23 protein-coding genes are annotated in these 16,922 nt (G+C 36.4%); 2 read left to right on the forward strand and 21 right to left on the reverse strand.

Features of this window, described 5'->3' with window-relative positions:
• Window positions 1-132: 132 nt before the first annotated feature.
• The 11 genes from arsC to KI363_RS20170 all read right to left on the reverse strand — a co-directional run bounded on the left by arsC (window position 133) and on the right by KI363_RS20170 (window position 8,171).
• The gene (arsC, locus tag KI363_RS20120) at window positions 133-534 is read right to left on the reverse strand and encodes an arsenate reductase (thioredoxin) (RefSeq protein ID WP_120075861.1); all 402 of its coding nucleotides are present in this window, start codon (window positions 532-534) and stop codon (window positions 133-135) included.
• 15 nt (window positions 535-549) lie between these two features.
• Window positions 550-1,845: an arsenic transporter gene (locus tag KI363_RS20125; RefSeq protein ID WP_120075860.1), complete on the reverse strand. Its 1,296-nt coding sequence runs from the start codon at window positions 1,843-1,845 to the stop codon at window positions 550-552.
• A gap of 38 nt (window positions 1,846-1,883) precedes the next feature.
• Complete coding sequence (locus tag KI363_RS20130; RefSeq protein ID WP_120075858.1) at window positions 1,884-2,321, reverse strand: ArsI/CadI family heavy metal resistance metalloenzyme; 438 nt, start codon at window positions 2,319-2,321, stop codon at window positions 1,884-1,886.
• Between the two features lie 59 nt (window positions 2,322-2,380).
• Window positions 2,381-2,686 (reverse strand): arsenical resistance operon transcriptional regulator ArsR, encoded by a 306-nt coding sequence (gene arsR, locus KI363_RS20135; RefSeq protein ID WP_128205421.1) that lies wholly within the window; start codon window positions 2,684-2,686, stop codon window positions 2,381-2,383.
• A gap of 133 nt (window positions 2,687-2,819) precedes the next feature.
• Window positions 2,820-3,869, reverse strand: a complete 1,050-nt coding sequence (locus tag KI363_RS20140) for a flavin-containing monooxygenase (protein ID WP_158322950.1) — start codon at window positions 3,867-3,869, stop codon at window positions 2,820-2,822.
• Window positions 3,870-3,947: 78 nt separating this feature from the next.
• A complete protein-coding gene (locus KI363_RS20145; protein ID WP_208646320.1) occupies window positions 3,948-4,232 on the reverse strand; it encodes an ArsR/SmtB family transcription factor in 285 nt (94 codons plus the stop codon).
• A gap of 483 nt (window positions 4,233-4,715) precedes the next feature.
• Entirely contained in the window at window positions 4,716-5,924 is a 1,209-nt protein-coding gene (locus KI363_RS20150) for a tyrosine-type recombinase/integrase (RefSeq protein ID WP_191811455.1), read from the reverse strand.
• Window positions 5,917-6,123 (reverse strand): DUF3173 domain-containing protein, encoded by a 207-nt coding sequence (locus KI363_RS20155; protein WP_077604216.1) that lies wholly within the window; start codon window positions 6,121-6,123, stop codon window positions 5,917-5,919. Before KI363_RS20155 ends, KI363_RS20150 begins: the two co-directional genes overlap by 8 nt.
• Before the next feature lie 409 nt (window positions 6,124-6,532).
• Complete coding sequence (locus KI363_RS20160; RefSeq protein WP_191811453.1) at window positions 6,533-6,787, reverse strand: helix-turn-helix domain-containing protein; 255 nt, start codon at window positions 6,785-6,787, stop codon at window positions 6,533-6,535.
• Entirely contained in the window at window positions 6,771-7,208 is a 438-nt protein-coding gene (locus tag KI363_RS20165) for an RNA polymerase sigma factor (protein WP_191811452.1), read from the reverse strand. Before KI363_RS20165 ends, KI363_RS20160 begins: the two co-directional genes overlap by 17 nt.
• A gap of 387 nt (window positions 7,209-7,595) precedes the next feature.
• The gene (locus KI363_RS20170; RefSeq protein WP_212967441.1) at window positions 7,596-8,171 is read right to left on the reverse strand and encodes a sensor domain-containing protein; all 576 of its coding nucleotides are present in this window, start codon (window positions 8,169-8,171) and stop codon (window positions 7,596-7,598) included.
• A 188-nt stretch (window positions 8,172-8,359) separates the two neighbouring features.
• Between KI363_RS20170 and KI363_RS20175 the strand changes: the two genes are divergently transcribed.
• Entirely contained in the window at window positions 8,360-10,168 is a 1,809-nt protein-coding gene (locus tag KI363_RS20175; protein WP_212967442.1) for a helix-turn-helix transcriptional regulator, read from the forward strand.
• A gap of 71 nt (window positions 10,169-10,239) precedes the next feature.
• On the opposite strand, the gene KI363_RS20180 is transcribed toward KI363_RS20175, so the two are convergent.
• From KI363_RS20180 to KI363_RS20220, 9 genes are all read right to left on the reverse strand, one after another.
• On the reverse strand, window positions 10,240-10,725 hold the full coding sequence (locus KI363_RS20180; protein WP_212967443.1) for an anthrone oxygenase family protein: 486 nt from the start codon (window positions 10,723-10,725) through the stop codon (window positions 10,240-10,242).
• Window positions 10,722-11,114, reverse strand: a complete 393-nt coding sequence (locus KI363_RS20185; protein WP_212967444.1) for a hypothetical protein — start codon at window positions 11,112-11,114, stop codon at window positions 10,722-10,724. The genes KI363_RS20180 and KI363_RS20185 overlap by 4 nt, the downstream gene beginning before the upstream one ends.
• A gap of 68 nt (window positions 11,115-11,182) precedes the next feature.
• Window positions 11,183-11,968, reverse strand: coding sequence for an ABC transporter permease (locus KI363_RS20190; RefSeq protein ID WP_212967445.1), 786 nt, complete (start codon window positions 11,966-11,968; stop codon window positions 11,183-11,185).
• Window positions 11,965-12,870: an ABC transporter ATP-binding protein gene (locus KI363_RS20195; RefSeq protein ID WP_212967446.1), complete on the reverse strand. Its 906-nt coding sequence runs from the start codon at window positions 12,868-12,870 to the stop codon at window positions 11,965-11,967. The genes KI363_RS20190 and KI363_RS20195 overlap by 4 nt, the downstream gene beginning before the upstream one ends.
• Window positions 12,821-13,093, reverse strand: coding sequence for a PLD nuclease N-terminal domain-containing protein (locus tag KI363_RS20200; RefSeq protein ID WP_212967447.1), 273 nt, complete (start codon window positions 13,091-13,093; stop codon window positions 12,821-12,823). Before KI363_RS20200 ends, KI363_RS20195 begins: the two co-directional genes overlap by 50 nt.
• A gap of 12 nt (window positions 13,094-13,105) precedes the next feature.
• Window positions 13,106-13,648 carry a helix-turn-helix domain-containing protein gene (locus KI363_RS20205; RefSeq protein ID WP_212967448.1) on the reverse strand — a complete coding sequence of 181 codons (543 nt, stop codon included), beginning with the start codon at window positions 13,646-13,648 and terminating at the stop codon, window positions 13,106-13,108.
• Between the two features lie 75 nt (window positions 13,649-13,723).
• Entirely contained in the window at window positions 13,724-14,257 is a 534-nt protein-coding gene (locus tag KI363_RS20210) for a P-loop nucleotide/nucleoside kinase family protein (RefSeq protein ID WP_280519787.1), read from the reverse strand.
• Between the two features lie 161 nt (window positions 14,258-14,418).
• On the reverse strand, window positions 14,419-15,618 hold the full coding sequence (locus tag KI363_RS20215; protein ID WP_246516967.1) for an MFS transporter: 1,200 nt from the start codon (window positions 15,616-15,618) through the stop codon (window positions 14,419-14,421).
• 127 nt (window positions 15,619-15,745) lie between these two features.
• Window positions 15,746-16,249 carry a GNAT family N-acetyltransferase gene (locus KI363_RS20220; protein ID WP_212967449.1) on the reverse strand — a complete coding sequence of 168 codons (504 nt, stop codon included), beginning with the start codon at window positions 16,247-16,249 and terminating at the stop codon, window positions 15,746-15,748.
• Window positions 16,250-16,532: 283 nt separating this feature from the next.
• Here KI363_RS20220 and KI363_RS20225 point away from each other — a divergent pair, with 283 nt between their 5' ends.
• Entirely contained in the window at window positions 16,533-16,703 is a 171-nt protein-coding gene (locus tag KI363_RS20225) for a hypothetical protein (RefSeq protein WP_212967453.1), read from the forward strand.
• Here the strand turns inward: KI363_RS20225 and KI363_RS20230 are convergent.
• A complete protein-coding gene (locus tag KI363_RS20230; RefSeq protein ID WP_212967450.1) occupies window positions 16,665-16,796 on the reverse strand; it encodes an integrase core domain-containing protein in 132 nt (43 codons plus the stop codon). The genes KI363_RS20225 and KI363_RS20230 overlap by 39 nt on opposite strands.
• Window positions 16,797-16,922: the final 126 nt, after the last annotated feature.

The raw sequence follows: 16,922 nt of genomic DNA on the forward strand, positions 1-16,922 counted from the left end.
ACATTTACTACTATTTAACGGTGAGAGTTTTCGTTATAAAGAATCATTAATACAGCAATAATTGGAGGCGACAAGTGGCATGCATTTTTAAATGCCATTTCATACATTTTTTACTTGCCAAATACAGGATTTTTATTTCCCTGTTTCACCAAATTGCTTAATCCGTTCACGAATTTCGTCACGCACACGCTGAAATTCAGACCACTCTTTTCCGGCTGGATCATCAAATCCCCAGTGTTCGCGTTTAACATGTGGTGGTGTGATTGGGCATTTATCAGCAGCATCTCCACATAATGTAACCACCAAATCTGCATTATGTAAGATTTCAGGATTAATCATATCTGATGTTTGACTGGAAATATCAACATCAGCTTCCTGCATGGCCTTTACAGCATTCGGGTTTAATCCATGTGTTTCAATTCCAGCACTGTAAACGTTCCACTCATCACCTAAATATTTCTTTGCCCAACCCTCTGCCATTTGGCTTCTGCAAGAGTTTCCGGTGCATAAGAAGTAGATTGACTTTTTAGACATGACATATTTCTCCTTCTAGTAAAGTAATAAGGTAACATATAGACCTAATAATGTGATGAATAGAATAGGAATAGTTAAAACAATCCCAGTTTTAAAATAAGTACCCCATGAAATTTTAACACCTTTTTGGGATAATACATGTAGCCAAACTAATGTTGCTAATGAACCAATTGGTGTGATTTTTGGACCTAAATCCGACCCGACCACATTAGCATATACAAGAGCTTCCCTTAGCACACCAGAAGTATTTGTTTCAGCAATTGCTAAAGCATCAATCATTACCGTTGGCATATTATTCATAATTGACGATAAGAAGGCAGCAATGAATCCCATTACAATCGTAGTTACAAATAACCCTTGTTCTGCCAACGTTTGAATAACACTAGCTAGTACAGATGTGAGTCCTGCATTTCCTAATCCATAGACAATTACATACATTCCAATTGAAAAAATTACTATATTCCACGGAGCACTCTTTATAACTACTTTCGTATCAACAACAGAACTGCCTCTTGCCATTGCAATAAAAAATATAGCGATTGCTCCCGCAATAATGGAAACTGGGATATTAATAAATTCACTTGTAAAATAACCAATTAATAATAAAGCAAGGACATACCATGATAAATTAAACATTTTCAAATCCTTGATTGCTTCTTTTGGATTCTTTAATTTGGACAAATCGTATTTTCTCGGAATACTTTTTCTAAAATAAATTAATAACACTGAAATAGTTGCAATTAATGAAAATAAATTTGGAATTATCATTCGTGAAGCATATTCGACAAATCCAATATTAAAAAAGTCTGCGGAAACTATATTTACTAGGTTACTTACAATGAACGGCAATGATGTCGTATCAGCGATAAATCCACTTGCCATAATAAAGGGAAATATCATTTGTTCTTTAAATTTTAAGTTCCTAACCATTGCAAGCACAATTGGTGTAAGTATAAGAGCTGCCCCATCATTAGCAAATAAAGCAGCAACAATAGCACCTAAAATACTCATATAGATAAACATTTTTATTCCATTTCCTTTTGCTATCCGTGCCATATGTAATGCTGCCCATTCAAATAGTCCAATCTCATCTAATATTAATGAAATAAGGATAATGGCTACAAAAGATAACGTCGCATTCCATGTAATGTCTATGACCTTTAAGACATCACTGAATCCGACAACGCCGACCAAAAGGGCAAGGAGTGCTCCACCACATGCGGACCACCCGATGTTCAAGCCCTTAGGCTGCCAGATAACTAAGATGAGTGTTGCTAAAAAAATTACTGATGCCAATATTACGGTCGTCACTGTCTAACCTCCATTATTCAAAAAGAATTAATCACCTCTTAGCAGCAAGAATTTGTTTTCTCTTCCTTAGAAGTTGTGCAACAAGCTGTATTTTCAATTTTATGGACCTCGCTGTCTGCTTTTGTATAAAAGAATTCCCACTCGTTTCCATCTGGGTCCGTTACCCAAAATTTATCTTGTACCGCATAGCAACAAGTTGTATTCATTTCATCACGGGCAAAAAATCCTTCTTTTTCTAACCGTTCCTTTTGAGCTGTAATTTCTTCTGCTGTTTCTACTTGAAATCCAAAATGATTCACCTGATTTCCACTCACTTCATCGCGTACATTAAGAGTAAAGTTGAGTCCAGGGCTTTCCAACAAGAATTTTGCATAATCATCTTTTACCTTCACAGGCGATACACCAAATACTTTTTGGTAAAACTCAATGGATTTCTCTAAATTTGTTACATTAATTCCCACGTGAACGTATTTCATTGTAATTCCTCCTTAATTTTTTAGTAAATCAAAAAAAATTGATGTATGTTACAAAAAAATTAGCAGCAACTTCCTTTTCCTGTTTTCCTAAAAATGCAGCATAATTCTTCTGATAATATTTTGTTTACTTCCGTATCATTTAAATCGTAATAACTCCACGTACCTTTTGTTTCTTTAATAATTAATCCTGCATCCAACAAAATCTTTAAGTGATAGGAAAGCTTTGATTGGGGCATTTCAAATACCTCTGTTAAATCACATACACATGTTTTTCCTCTTTGACAAAGCTCATACATTAGTTCTAAACGCTTCTGGTCAGCTAAAGCTTTAAATTTTTTTTCATATTCTTGAAACTGAGCTTTCATTGCAGTCATTCTCATTTTCCCTTTCATCAATTTTTTTTGATATATAAAGTATACTCGATAAAATTATGTTTATGCAATCAATAAATCAATTTTTTTTGATTTATTATGGAAAAAGTCACTTTTAAGAGGACTTTTAAATTATATGTTCTTTAATGTGTCTTACCACATATTTTGCATCTCTTCCTACCCCCCGAATGGTAGCTGAAGAAAATGAACGCTGCCCAGAAATACCTACAAAGTATAATCCAGGTGTTGTGATGCTTATTCCTCCTTTGTGTAACGGGACGCCATTTGATTCTACCGCTCTCTTTAGGGATGTTAAATAACTCACATTATGAAGGTAACCTGTTGCATAGATAACAGAATCCACTTTCTCATTTGACCCATCTTTCCATGTAATCCCCTCTTCTGTAAAACGGATAAACATATCTTTCCTTTCTGGCATATTATTTAAAATCGCCTCCTTATAAATCCCTGTATCTAATACAGAGCTACTCGAGGCAAACTTCTTTCCTAAAGGAAAGTTGTCAATTCCTGTTACTTTAAGCCAGAAATGAAGGTCTTTACCTAATATTCTTTGGGGAACATAGTTAATTGGTTTCCTGGTTGCGAGTGTAACGTTTGAAAAATTTGCTAATTCGTAGGCAATTTGTATAGCAGAATTCCCTGCTCCGACAACTATCACCCTTTGATTTTTAAATTCTTCTACATTTTTGTATTGACTGGAGTGCAATATTTTACCTTTGAACAATTCGCTTCCTTCTATTTGAGGAATACTCGGGGTATTAAAAGCCCCAGTAGCTGAAATAACCGCCTTTGAATAATAAATGTTCCCATCAGCTGTGTTAATTTTAAATAAATCACTTTTTTTCTGAATATCCAATACCCTCTGTTTTGTCCTAATGTTCAATCTAAATCGCTCTGCATATTGATTCAAGTAGTAAATAACCTCATCTTTAGTTGGATAACGATTCAAATCTCCAGAAATCTGTAAATCAGGAAGTGATGAATAACGTGCTGGCGAGAATAAGGTTAAACTATCATAGTATTTTGGCCATGAACCAACTGCTTGTTCTTCCGCTTCTAAAATCAAATATGTTATGCCTTCTTTTTGCAAGTGGTAACCAGAAGCTAATCCCGCCTGCCCTCCACCAATAACAATACAATCAAATTGATTTTTCATTTTATACTCTCCCTCTTCATATCGTTGTTTAACGATATGTAATCGAATAAATTATGAACATATAGGATTCCTACATGTTCACTTACAACAATCCGTCAGTATTTGATTTAAGTGCTGTAATAACTCCATGATTTTATTTCTATCTGTCGAGTAAAAAACTTCTTTCCCTTCCTTCCGAGAAGAAAGGAGCCCTGCCTTTTTTAAAATTGCTAATTGCTCAGAAGCCGTTGATTGACCAATACCAACTAATTCAGACACTTGATTCACGGTTACTTCATTTCTGTTTAAAAATAAAAATATGATTTCCTGTCTCTTTTCACTAGCCAACGCTTTTAAGAAGCGCATGATTTCTTCATTAATCAAAAGTCGAACTCCTTTTGTTCATTTACACATCGTATTTTTACGATACGTTATTGTCTATAATAAGCCATCCCATTTCTTGTGTCAATCCCCAAAAAAAATATAATATTTATTACCTATCTAATGCTTGAAATAAATTATAAGTTAACCCAATGTTGAGGAAAATTTTGTGGATGTGAATTTATATTACAAAAACTGTATTGTTTTTACTTCGTAAGATACCTAAAAATATTCCCTGCCAAAATTCAGTGTAAAAACAAAATTCCCTGCCAAAATTTTTTCTTGGCAGGGTTTTTGGCAGGGAACCATATTATTTTTAATCAATTTGTCCGTTTTAGATTAGGTCAAATGCTGTTAAATCAGCGTTCTCTCACCAAATCAAGTTAGCCTCTTATTCCCACTCCAAGTGTGCAGGTGACGCCGAAACATTGCTATATCAACGTTTATCACACCTTTAAATTGTATTGGCGGGGATTCTGGCGGAACTTATTTTTTTACTGCTTGATTCCCATTAAATGATATACTTGATTTTTCCGCTGTTCGTATATTAATGTTACCTGTCATCTCTTCCGCAATTAGTTCATCTACACCTGACCACATATGTGAATAATGCTTTAACGTAATTTCTGGACTCGAATGTCCCATACGCTTTGATAAAATCAAAACAGAAACATTAAATTCATTAATGAGATAAGACGCATGCGAATGTCGGAGTCCTTTAGCTTGAATACGATGAACATCTGCAAGTTTTGCATAACGTTGAATAATTCTAGCAAGCGTCGATTTAATCATTGGCGCTCCATCATAACTAAAAATAAAATCGTCAATCCCTATTTTTGATTGTCGTTGTTTCCATTCTTGCAACACTTGTATCGTATCCTCATCCAAAGAGATGATCCGTTTACCATCCTCTGTTTTTGTATAATCTTTTCGTTTCCAATTGCTTTTATTTATTAAATACAGTGAGTGATGAACGCGAAGCCGTTTGTTTTTAAAATCTATATCATCCCACCACAAGGCCGTTCCTTCACTAACCCGTATCCCCGTCATGAAATACGTCCACAACATCACAAAACATAAATGTTCATAAAAGTCATCCAGACAAATAACCGAGATAACTTTTTCAAATTCTTTCTTTGTCCAATATGGGACAACCGCTTTTCCTTTAGGGATAGCCTTCACCTTTTTAGACACGTTCACTTCTAGATATTGCATATCAACTGCCATATCCAGACTTTTACGAAACATACCAAATACCAAACTTGCATATGCTTGGGAATATCCAGCTCCTTTATCAGAAAGTAACCAGGTTCGATAACGTTGGACATCTTCTACTGCTAAAGAACGAAGCTCAATGTTTGAAAAACGATCTCTCATACTTTCTAAAGTTCGTTTGCGAACGTAAAAAGTACTTTCTTCCACCTCGGTTTCATAAGCTGGAATGTACACAGTGTCCATGAATTGACCATATGTCATGTGATAATTTCCATAACCATTTGCTTGATGGTATTCATTTTTCACCCGTACCAATTCTTTATAAGCTTGCAATGCAGAAGTAAACTTTCTTCCTTGTTGGTTCGTACGTCCTTTTTTTCGGAGTCGTTTTCCAGTAATGCGATCCGTTCCTAACTCCGTTTCATAAAAATATTGACCATTGTTATCAATATAAACCCCTACATATTTGGTTTTAGCCATGACTGTCTTCCTCCAATTCTAGTTCACAACCTAGAATCGATTCGACTGTCATTTTTGGTACACGCCCTAAGCGTTTATTATTATAAAATGGATACCCTTTTTGTACCATGATTTGTTTGGCTTGTCTAATAATTCGTATCGAAGTATATTTAGGATACCCAAGTTGAATTAAATCATCTTTTGTAATCAGTTCCTTCATTATATATACCTCCCTTTCACTAACAGAAGAATACATACTAGAAACAACGATAATTTAATACTATTAAAAAATCAGACGGCTGTCGGTACAGCTCCACGGGAATTTCACCCCTGCAAGTATTTCTTCCAGCCCTACTCATAGTTTGCGACGCTTTGAACGCTCGAACCATGACGGTAGGGGAGTATCATTATCCTAACTAATGAGTTATCGCCAGCAATCCACCACGATTGCATTAGATTCATAGATTATCGCTCGTTTCTAACGAAAGTCGTGGCGTATGAATCAAGTGGCTCATCATCAGTAAAACGTATCTGATTTTTTATTTATACTGCATGGCGTTATCTTCCATGCTTTCTTTGTCAAAGATCAAATTATGATTAATGAAAGGGAAAACCTAACCATTATTTCATCAAATCTTGAAAGCTAAAACAGATTGCATAAGCTTCGCTCGTAAGTGTTCGCGTGTATCTTCATCGATGCCCCAATAAGTATTTCCTTGTTCATCACGGAGCTTACGCATAGATAAGCTTGTCATGTAGCTTCCATAATGCAAAACAACTACTTTCATTGCTTCTGGCTCACCCTTATTTGCAGCTAAAATAATTGGGTACGGCAATAAACCACGCTCGTTGTTTTCAATATTAGAATTAATCACCCCATTCATCTGCATGTTCCTCCAAAAATCGCTTTAACCGTTCAAAAGAGCTTGTCCGCCTATACTGAACTGTACTACGTGGAATGTCGAGTAGTTGACCAATTTCCACATCAGACAGTTGAAAAAAATAGTATAGTAGGACAGTGATACGCTTTTCCTTTGGCAAGGTACGCATGGCTTCAGCAAGTAATTTCGGAGTGATTTTCTTTCCAGCCACTTGAAAACTTTGTCCTTCTTCTCCTTCATATTGCTTATCTAAGGTATAGAGTTGATTTTCTTCTTGTGGGGTGAGATCAGAAAATGTCATCTCCTTTGCTTGTCGTTGTTTTCTTTCATTAAAAATATTGATTGCTTCATTCTTCAACACACGTTTACAAAAAGCATTAAATGCACAGCGAACTTGCCATTCGGTACGATCTGGTTCTATCATGCATATCCTCTCCCTTCGCAACCGCAAAGGTGGGTGATGATTTCCCCTTTCATAACCTTCAACAAGATTTTTTATAAAATGCCAAAAATATCAGTGATCTTATTTTTTTAAAAAATATAAGGCCCAACTGATAATCAACCAGTTGGGCATAAAAATTGATATTTGTACTAGATGCTGTTTGTTGTGACATTACTGCTATAATGGTTTCATAATTATCCAAGATGTTTTTGATATATCGTAGCTTAAAAAAAGCAAAATTAATGTCCCCTTATGAAATCCTTTTTTAAAGGGAGAAACGGAGGTTTAGATTTTTTTAATCTCCATTTGATAAATTCACTACATATAGTAAAGCCTTATCCTCCTATATTACATACGATCATCAAACGCTTATCGCCAGCTTCGAATCGTTTCCAATATATTCTCTGTATAACTCCCTGCCCACTTTACAATTCTTTCCGCCAAACGGGGTAACAATAACAATAAAATGATTCCTGCTATGCAAGCTACTATAGCACGTGGTAATGTATCAATCGTGATCATCATGACGGTCATATCAAATAATCTATACAAATAAGGTGATAAAATCATCGCGATTGGCAGTAAATAACAGACAAAAGCAGCAATAAAAGTGAAGAAACCTAGAAGAAATCTTGGAAAAACCATGATCCCCACAGCAAACCAATTTCTTTTGTCTGAAATTTCCTTTATCACTTTATCCTGTGGGTCCCACTTTAAGTTAGGAATATTGATGTACGCATATTTTTCTGCTGCCTTTCGATCTAAATCCAGAAAAAAAGGAATCGTTCGAAAAACTCCAGCTAAAATCGGAATGCCGACAACTGTAAAGCTTACTCCTACGGAAAACGTTACGCTTATTAAATAAAAAGCGAAGTATAAGAAGCCAATGAAAAACCAAAGGAGTAAATACACAAAGTTTTTAAAATTTGAAATAAACATTTTCATACAGAAAACCACCTTGTCTTTTAATAATTGAATAGCATTAGATTCCTAACATCCTATGCGTATTTCATTATCCATACTTCACGTCATAAGGCATAGTGACATTTTGTCATTTGTTTTCATGACTGATATTCATAATGCCTTGTAGTAAAATAGTGATAATCACAACACTAAATAAGCGGGGTTCTGTTATGTATGACATCATTAAAAAGTGGTACTGGTATGACTGGATGGTATTTGCTGTTCGCTCCATTTGGTTACTCTCTGTCCTAATCGGCTTGTGGGAATTTCATAATGTTTTATCATTTCCGCTATGGATTTTGTTTGGATTACCTTTCATTGTCTTTTCAGTTCCATTTTTAATTCAGCAATTTTATAGAAGATATTTCATTCTTACAGAGATTATCATTTCTGGTGGTTATTGCATTATTTTGGCTTTCCTTCTTCCTGATTCAATATGGCAATTTATCCCGATTGCTTTTGTGATCGGTTTTTACAGTATTCAAAGAGTCTATTTCTGGTCTGGCCCTTTAGCTATTGTGGTCATTCCCTTTATCATCGGGATTGTCACCGATCAAACTTTGGCCGACACCGTTCTTCGTTTAATGTCGAATTATGGTGTAGCGTTTGGACTCGGCTATGCTTTTCAATTACTTGTAACCAACCATAAGCAAGGCTTAATCATACGAAAGCAAAACAGTGTGCTTGAACAATATGTACACCAGGTGGAGCAACTCACATTGTTGGAGGAACGGAATCGTTTATCACGGGAATTACACGATACAGTCGGCCATACCTTTACAACGATGATCATGGGAATGGAGTCGATCCGTTCTTCATTGACGGATGAAAAGGCTAGACGTAAACTAAACGTTTTACTGAATGCGGCACATGACGGTTTAAAAGACATGCGAAAGCTTGTACATCAGTTGGAACCATCCGCAATGAATCTACCTCTTGTACAATATGTAAAACAGTTAATTAACAAATTTATGGAAAGTACGGAAACCTCTGTTAAATTTCGATATTTTGGAGATGAATACAGCTTATCCAAGGAAGTTAAATTAACAATCATTCGTTGCATTCAGGAAGCATTAACAAACGCTGTTAGACATGGGCGAGCAAGTGAAATCAAAGTATCTCTTTACTTCGACAGCTTGGAGCTCCGCTTGCAAGTTGAAGACAATGGTGTATTGGAACGGGAGAAAAAGATTGAGCTCGGTTTTGGCTTAAGTGCGATGAAAGAAAGATTGCAGGCCTTGCAAGGAAATTTATCCATACATACAGACAGTATGGAAGAAACAGTGATTATCTGCACCATTCCACGAAACAGCGAAGCTAATACCGAAACGATCAAGATAATCTTAGTAGATGATCAACCTGGCATTTTGGATGGGTTGAAGACAACTTTGGAGAGTCACAGTCAACTGCAAATTGTCGGTATAGCTGAATCTGGAGAGGATGCCTTATCATTATGTAGCCTAAACCAGCCCGATATCGTGCTTATGGATGTAAATATGCCAAATATGAATGGAATAGAAGCCATGGAAGCGATAAAGGAAAAGAATTCCCTGATCAAGGTTGTTATTCTTTCATCTTTTGAGAATATCGATCAAGCGGTAGAGGCACTACAAAAAGGAGCAAACGGGTATTTACTTAAGTCCATTCAATCGAAAGAGCTCATTGAAACCCTTCGTTTCATTCACCGTGGAGATACCATTATCTACCATGAAATTGCTAATCAGGTGTTTGAAAAATTGCAGGAGCAAAATGCTTCAGGTGGTAAACATGACAAAAATGATTATGGACTGACATCTAGAGAAATTGAAATTATTCGCTTTTTAGCCAAGGGTATGCGTTATAAGACCATTGCAGCCAGACTTTACTTATCGGAGGGTACAGTTAGGAACTATGCGTCTGAAATGTACGCGAAACTTGGTGTAAGCAACCGTGACCAAGCGATAGAAAAATGTTTGAGGGAAGGATTAATATCGAAATGAAGATAGACATAGGAAATTAGGAATATCCTTGGATAACCTTGGGTATTCCTAATTGATGATTAAAAAGTGGCTTACATTCGCCAAAGAACAAAGACAAATAATGCCAGTGCAATAAAACTTGAAATAGTCCGTACATGGTTCCAAGCTGTCCATTTTGAATAGTAATCTTTCCATTGCCCCAAACTTTCTGGGTCTGTGGCTATTACATTGGCTAAAGCATCATTTAATGGAACATTGCATACCGCCGTGACCAGTAAGCTTCCCAGAAGATATAACAAACTGCCAGTAAATATATAAATGGCATTCGGATCTTGCCAATTTAATAATGAAAGAATCACAAGTATGATACAAACAAGAGATGTTCCCATGAATACAGTAAGGAATAGTCGATTTAGCACAGTGCTATTTATGGACTGCATGGCCGAAATTCCTTGCTCTGGAGGGAGCCGGTAGAGAGCCTTCATGACAAATGCCGAAAATACAAAGAACAATCCTGCAATCAGCCCAGATCCCAGTGATGCACCAAAAATTAGAAAGGGAGTGAGTTTTTCGATCATATTTCATCCTCCTCTTCCTCATTTTGGCTAATGTTGATTGAAGGGCAATTCTTCCTCATTTCATGAACCAATTGTTTGTAATTACTACTTTCAAATACAACGTGATCAAATTCACATCCCTTCAATTGAAGCATAACGACTTCATTTTGGTTATGATAGGCTAAGAAATATTTCTCATCTTTAATCATGAATATTCCAGCTTTATAACCAGATGTTGTGATACCAGTTCTCTTAATAGCCGCTGTCCATGGAAAAGGAAATTTCCCTACCCGAATTTCTTCAATGGAGGTGTAAGGTATTTTGATTTCCTTCCTCAAAGTTAAAGCCGCTGTCCATCCCGAAATATTCAATCGTAATTCACGATCACCCGCCACAACTTGAAAACTCATCTTAATCTCCTCCAATTTATATAACCAATCATCCAAGGATGATTTAACCGGTAACCCGATTAAGGAAATCACATCGAAGGCAATTCCTTTCGGGATAAATACGATGTTGCAAATAATAAGCAGAAAACAATAAGTAATACGGATACCGTCATTGTGATGTAAAAGTGAGGCAGCACATTCCCTGACGTTATGATGCTAACAGCTTGATTGGATAAATGCGCTGGATTTAAGACTTGGAAGCCTCCCCCCAACATAGTAACAGTCTTCAAAAAGATGAGAACAAAAACAGACAACAATGCAATAGCCGGTGTTCTAGACAATAAAGCACCTATAGTGATTACAAAGGCCAACATAAATAAGCACCAAATGTAATAAACTCCCAAACCTGCTGCAATCCTAACCACGGAAACAACTTGATATAAATAAAAAGTATAAAATACTGCTGACAGAAATCCGATGAATATGGAACCTGCAATCATGACTGCATGCCCCAATAATTTACTTAGCAAATATTCAACAATTGTTGTATTGCGCGTTAGAATAAACGCTAACATGCCATTATTTTTATCTGATGCGATGATGCCCATCGTCGCCATTACAATCACGATTAAGCCCATTTGGTCAAATTGATCGGTTAAGGCACTTGCTAATACTTCACTAGCCGTTAACTTTGGTAATGTGATCGTCATTCCATCAGGCAGTCCACCAGCCATTTTTAAAATTTCTGGCAAATAAAAAGATGATAAAGGTTGCAGGATGCCCAAAAACATAAAAACAATGGGCAACCATAATAGTTTGTAACTTCTCCTTGCATCCAACCACTCTCTCTTTAACAGAACAGTGAAGTGTTTCATGATGACTTCACCATCCTTAAAAAGATTTCTTCCAAGCTTTCCTGTACCAATTCAAACTTTTGAATCGGAAGATGTAAATTTAAAATATTGCTCAACAGCCAGTCTCTTCCTTGCTCGATATTTTTCACTCGCACTTTGGCAGCATTTCCTGTTAGCTCAATGGATTCAACAATGTCCTCATTCACAAGCTGGTGTGTCCACTCGCTTAATCGAGGCGCCTGAATGATAAAGATTGGTTTTTGAGTCTGTTCCATAATTTGATGAATGGATTCGTTAACAAGTAATTGCCCTTTATTTATGATCAGCATCTTATCGCAAAGTTCTTCAGCATCATGCAAAATATGCGTTGAAAAAAGAATGGTCGATTTCTGTTTAATTACTTTAAGCAATTCCAATATATCCCTGCGTCCCAATGGATCCAATGCAGAAACCGGTTCATCCATAATCAATAATTTTGGTTGATGGATAAGCGCTTGTGCAATCCCTAACCTCTGTTTCATTCCTCCCGAATAGGTGCCAATAAGCTGATTTTCTACCTCACCCAGTCCTACCAGCTCCAGCAATTCGTTGATTCTTTGTTCCAAAATCTCCCTCTCTATATTTGAAAGGCCCCCCATAAATGTGAGTAATTCTCTTCCCGTCATCCATGGATAAAAAGTAGGGTGTTGCGGTAAATACCCAATAAATTTACGCATTTGATCATGGCGTTTTCCGTTAAGCAAAATTTTTCCACCTGTAAGTTTGTTTATATCTAATATCATTTTAATAATCGTTGTTTTACCTGCTCCGTTAGGACCGAGAAGAGCCACACATTCTCCTTGATTAATATGAAAATCAACATTTTGAACGACTTCATGATTTCCGTACTTTTTTTGGAGTTGACTGACTTGAAGTAGGTGCATCTGAGCGTTGCCTCCTTCCTAAAACAAAATATAAAATGGGGCCGATGATGTTAACCAATATAATCACCGCACCCCAAAACCATTTATAATCCCGACTTTGATCTCTTTTTAATAAATCCCATAATGCCACAGAAAATAAGATCAGATGTAAGATTAAGATCGGCAAAAGTAATGGTAACCAAGCTCCAATTTCATCAATCCCAATGTGATAACCATAATGCATGTCAAAACCTCCCTACAATTCTTGTGAGTCTTGCGGAATAAACATGCTTGCAAAAATCCGAGTGGTTCGTTCAGGTGTTATCTCGTTGTGGACCACTTTCTCAATCGCCTGATGAATGGACTGGATAAGCTCCTTAAATTCTTCATCTGACAGATGCAAAGGTACATACGCATAGCTAAATCCTTCTTGTTCATACTGTTTAGGGGACGTATTCGCCAAATAAGACGTTGCTAATTGAAGTAAATTACCGTGGAATACGGAAAAATGACGGATATGATCCTCCTGTGAGATCGTTTCAATTTCGCTTTCAGGGATTTGCAAGTTATCTATTTTGACTGAGAATTTGCGTTCTTCTGTTCCTTTCACCTTTTTTGTTTCAATCACTTCAATTAAATTTGCTTCGAGTAAAAGATTGATATGACGATATAACGTAGCTTGAGGAACATCACCAAGTATCTCGACAAGTTGAGCAATCGTCAGCGGTTTGTTTAGCAACAATTGCTGTACAATTCGCATCCGCACGGGATGAAGAAGTAAATCTGCATTTCCTTTCATTGGTTTATTACCTCCAAATTATTATCATTTTATAAAATGATAATAAAATATCAAAACTAGATTGTCAACTACCTTTTATATTGACTCTATAACTACTTCCCCTTCGCATAAAGGTACTTCGAATCCGTTTAGGTAAGATGTTAAAGTATCTTCGGTGATTGGAAAAGCTGCATTTGCATCAAATCTTTTACTCCGTACATCCAACCGTTTGCGAATAATTTCAGGACTAACTTTCAAATAAATAAGTTTCCACTCACCACCAGCTTCTTCAATTAGCTGTTTGTATCCATCTCGTTTGGCTTTTTGCCAAAAACTAAAATCAATAACAACCTTTCGTTTATCCTGAATTAGACGTATCAATTGATTACGAAGTCTTCTTTCAGCTTCGACTTGATAATCGCCATATTTCTCAACAGGATAGTCTATTCCGTAACGTCCATTAACCTTCCAAATCTCTTCATCAATTGAAAGACGTACAAACCCTTCTGTTTCTAAGCGTTGTGCGAATGTCGTCTTCCCTGAACCTGCTACACCACACATCATAATAATTAATGGATTTGAAGTTATTTGTCTTAATATGCCCTTTACATTTTCTTCAAAATTCGACAATACGATCACTCCTTAATAAATTCACCTTTTTTCTCTATCTAATCGGGTTACTTGAATTTTCTGCCATAAGTTTTGCAACAATGGATTTCCACTTGTCATTCGTTCAGTAATTAAATCGATTACTGAAATCCCCCCATTAGTTATTATTAAATAGTTTGTTCTCACGATTTAGATCTTGTTGATACAAGGGATCTATGTTTCCATGTTAAAAGCACTGTACCAGATAAAAAGGCTAATACTCCTACTATATAAGGGAAATAAGTGTTAATATCAAATAAAATCCCCCCTAATATAGGACCGACTACACTCCCTAGGCTTACATATGCATTATTCATACCCGCAATAAATCCTTGCTCATTTACAGCTAACTTGGATAGCACTGTATTGATAACTGGACGCAGGATGGAAGTCGCTGTGTAAAGCAAACATGTCAGCAATAAGATACTCCAAAAGCGTGTGGTGAATAAGAGAAATAAAAAACTTATGCCACCTGCGATCATTGTTCCGTTCATAACCTTCGATTCACCAAAAAGGGAAACAAATTTATTCGTTAATGTCAGTTGAACAATGACACTTACTAATGCTGATATTGTGATTACCATTGCAATATCTTTTGCCGTGTATCCGAATTGTTTGTCAACAAATAAGCCAAAAATTGCTTCAAATATATATAAAGATACACTATAAAGAAAGACCAATAGCAACGGCACAACATAAGGTACCTGAACTGAGCGTAATAATTGCTGTATCATAGATTTGGTTGAAACAGTCTCTGCTTTCGCCATCTGTGTCTTTTTTTCTAAGGATTCAGGTAGTAAAAAAAAGGACAGTAAAAAGGCAACAAAGGAGAGAACAGCCGCAAAATAAAAAGGAACAGATAAACCATACGCTGTCAAAAAACCACCAATTCCAGGTCCAATGACAAAACCAAATGAGATGGACGCATTAAGGAAACTCAGGCCCTTAGTCCGTTCTTCTTCTGTCGTTATATCAATAATGCATGCCATCGCACCGGGAATTAAAAGTGAGACTGCGATACCCGTGAGAAACCTTCCCAAAAACAGCACCCAAAAATGAACAGAAAAAGCAAAAAACAATTGAGATAAAGTAAGACAAATTAAACCCATCACAATGATTCTTTTTCGACCATAGCGATCAGCAAAACGTCCAGCAACTGGAGATAAAAACAGTTGAATGATGCCGTATGTCGCAACTAGTAACCCCATCATTTGTCCGTTTGTATTGAATTTATCCATAAAGGCCGGTAATATCGGGATAATCAATCCAAATGCAGCCGTGGCGATAAACACACAACTCATTAAAATAAAGAGTGTATTTATCTTACTCGGTTTAGATATCAAATCATCACTCACCTTTTTTTAGATTTTGTTAAACTTTAATGTTAATAAAGTGTAAAATTCAAAGGAAACCTTCAAAATATGAGCTTCTATTATTCTTGTCAAAATAACACCCTCCGCTAGATTAAAATTAAATTTTTAAAACCATTAAATCTTCGTCAAAATACTTCCCGTTATCTTTTAAAGCATTCTTTTCTACTCCGTAATTTTGGAATCCTATGGATCTGTATAGATTCTTTGCAGGCTCATTATTGGATATCACTGTTAAATTAATTTGTTCCAAGCCGATGCAATCTTTTGCCTTTTTTAACAGTTCAAGCAGGAGCAACTTCCCTAATCCTTGTCCTCGCATTTCTGGCTTCACAAACATTCCGAAAACATTCCCTTTGTGAGCAGTTTTAAGACTACTTTCACGCACAAAAGTCACAATTCCCACTAATAAATTTCTATCCTCAAAAGCACCCAAGACAAATTTGTTATCGTTTGGTTTTAATCGTTCTGCTACAGCTTCAAGAGTGAATTTAGCCTCTCTCTCATAAGTTGAGCCAAATGCTTCAGGGTTGATTTTTAATGCACTTAAACGTAATTCTTGGTATAACTGAGCATCAGACTCATTTAAAATTCGTATAGTCAATAGCTTCTCCCCATTTCCTTTTCTCCACTTAATAATCATATTACTTCTTAAACTTGCATAGATGCTATTTCAAATACTAAAGTGGACCCCAATGTCAAGACAATACTTTTTAAAAATAAGGTAGGTTAATAGATTGTGTCTTTGCCCTTTCACGGTTAAAGCGAGTACTTGCCTCACTGAAAATGGGAACCACTTTTTCGATGTTAGAGCCAGCCTTAGCGACAGCTGCTTGCCATTGACTGCCGCGCCCGATTCTCAGCAGGCGATGGAGGGGGGCCCACGAATGCTTAGAATCGATTTGTCCGTGTTACAATTTAAAGAAGAATCAGCTCCTTCAGGCTATTTTTTGGCCTGCGTGGGCTCAATGAACACGGACAAAAGCAAGGTCAATGGTGGTGGACAACCAGCGATCCACCTACCCGAAATAAATAGATGCTGGTGTTTTATAGTTTAATGACTGATGGGGACGTTCGTGATTGTAAAAATCTATATAGTCCCTTATATTTTTCCTTGTTTCCCTTGGAGTCTCGTATTCTTTTAAGTACACCTCCCTCTATATAATTAAAATATCTTCAAAATGCTCTTGTTTTCTTAGAATTTCTTAAACATCCAATTTGGGTTTGGATAGTGGGGGTGGAGTGATAGCCAGAATACAGAATATTCTAACGTACCC

Origin of the sequence: Lederbergia ruris, from assembly GCF_018332955.1 — a bacterium.
Lineage (GTDB): Bacteria > Bacillota > Bacilli > Bacillales > Bacillaceae_C > Lederbergia > Lederbergia ruris.

Bases quoted from the DNA above. Each gene is read 5' to 3' on its own strand.
- KI363_RS20150 (WP_191811455.1), bottom strand. From the start codon at position 5,924: ATGGCTAAAACCAAATATGTAGGGGTTTATATTGATAACAATGGTCAA.
- KI363_RS20205 (WP_212967448.1), bottom strand. From the start codon at position 13,648: ATGAAAGGAAATGCAGATTTACTTCTTCATCCCGTGCGGATGCGAATT.
- KI363_RS20140 (WP_158322950.1), bottom strand. From the start codon at position 3,869: ATGAAAAATCAATTTGATTGTATTGTTATTGGTGGAGGGCAGGCGGGA.
- KI363_RS20225 (WP_212967453.1), top strand. From the start codon at position 16,533: ATGCTTAGAATCGATTTGTCCGTGTTACAATTTAAAGAAGAATCAGCT.
- arsC (WP_120075861.1), bottom strand. From the start codon at position 534: ATGTCTAAAAAGTCAATCTACTTCTTATGCACCGGAAACTCTTGCAGA.
- KI363_RS20170 (WP_212967441.1), bottom strand. From the start codon at position 8,171: ATGAAAATGTTTATTTCAAATTTTAAAAACTTTGTGTATTTACTCCTT.
- KI363_RS20195 (WP_212967446.1), bottom strand. From the start codon at position 12,870: ATGCACCTACTTCAAGTCAGTCAACTCCAAAAAAAGTACGGAAATCAT.
- KI363_RS20130 (WP_120075858.1), bottom strand. From the start codon at position 2,321: ATGAAATACGTTCACGTGGGAATTAATGTAACAAATTTAGAGAAATCC.
- KI363_RS20155 (WP_077604216.1), bottom strand. From the start codon at position 6,123: ATGAAGGAACTGATTACAAAAGATGATTTAATTCAACTTGGGTATCCT.
- KI363_RS20175 (WP_212967442.1), top strand. From the start codon at position 8,360: ATGTATGACATCATTAAAAAGTGGTACTGGTATGACTGGATGGTATTT.
- arsR (WP_128205421.1), bottom strand. From the start codon at position 2,686: ATGAAAGCTCAGTTTCAAGAATATGAAAAAAAATTTAAAGCTTTAGCT.
- KI363_RS20200 (WP_212967447.1), bottom strand. From the start codon at position 13,093: ATGCATTATGGTTATCACATTGGGATTGATGAAATTGGAGCTTGGTTA.
- KI363_RS20190 (WP_212967445.1), bottom strand. From the start codon at position 11,968: ATGAAACACTTCACTGTTCTGTTAAAGAGAGAGTGGTTGGATGCAAGG.
- KI363_RS20180 (WP_212967443.1), bottom strand. From the start codon at position 10,725: ATGATCGAAAAACTCACTCCCTTTCTAATTTTTGGTGCATCACTGGGA.
- KI363_RS20185 (WP_212967444.1), bottom strand. From the start codon at position 11,114: ATGAGTTTTCAAGTTGTGGCGGGTGATCGTGAATTACGATTGAATATT.
- KI363_RS20160 (WP_191811453.1), bottom strand. From the start codon at position 6,787: ATGAATGGGGTGATTAATTCTAATATTGAAAACAACGAGCGTGGTTTA.
- KI363_RS20165 (WP_191811452.1), bottom strand. From the start codon at position 7,208: ATGATAGAACCAGATCGTACCGAATGGCAAGTTCGCTGTGCATTTAAT.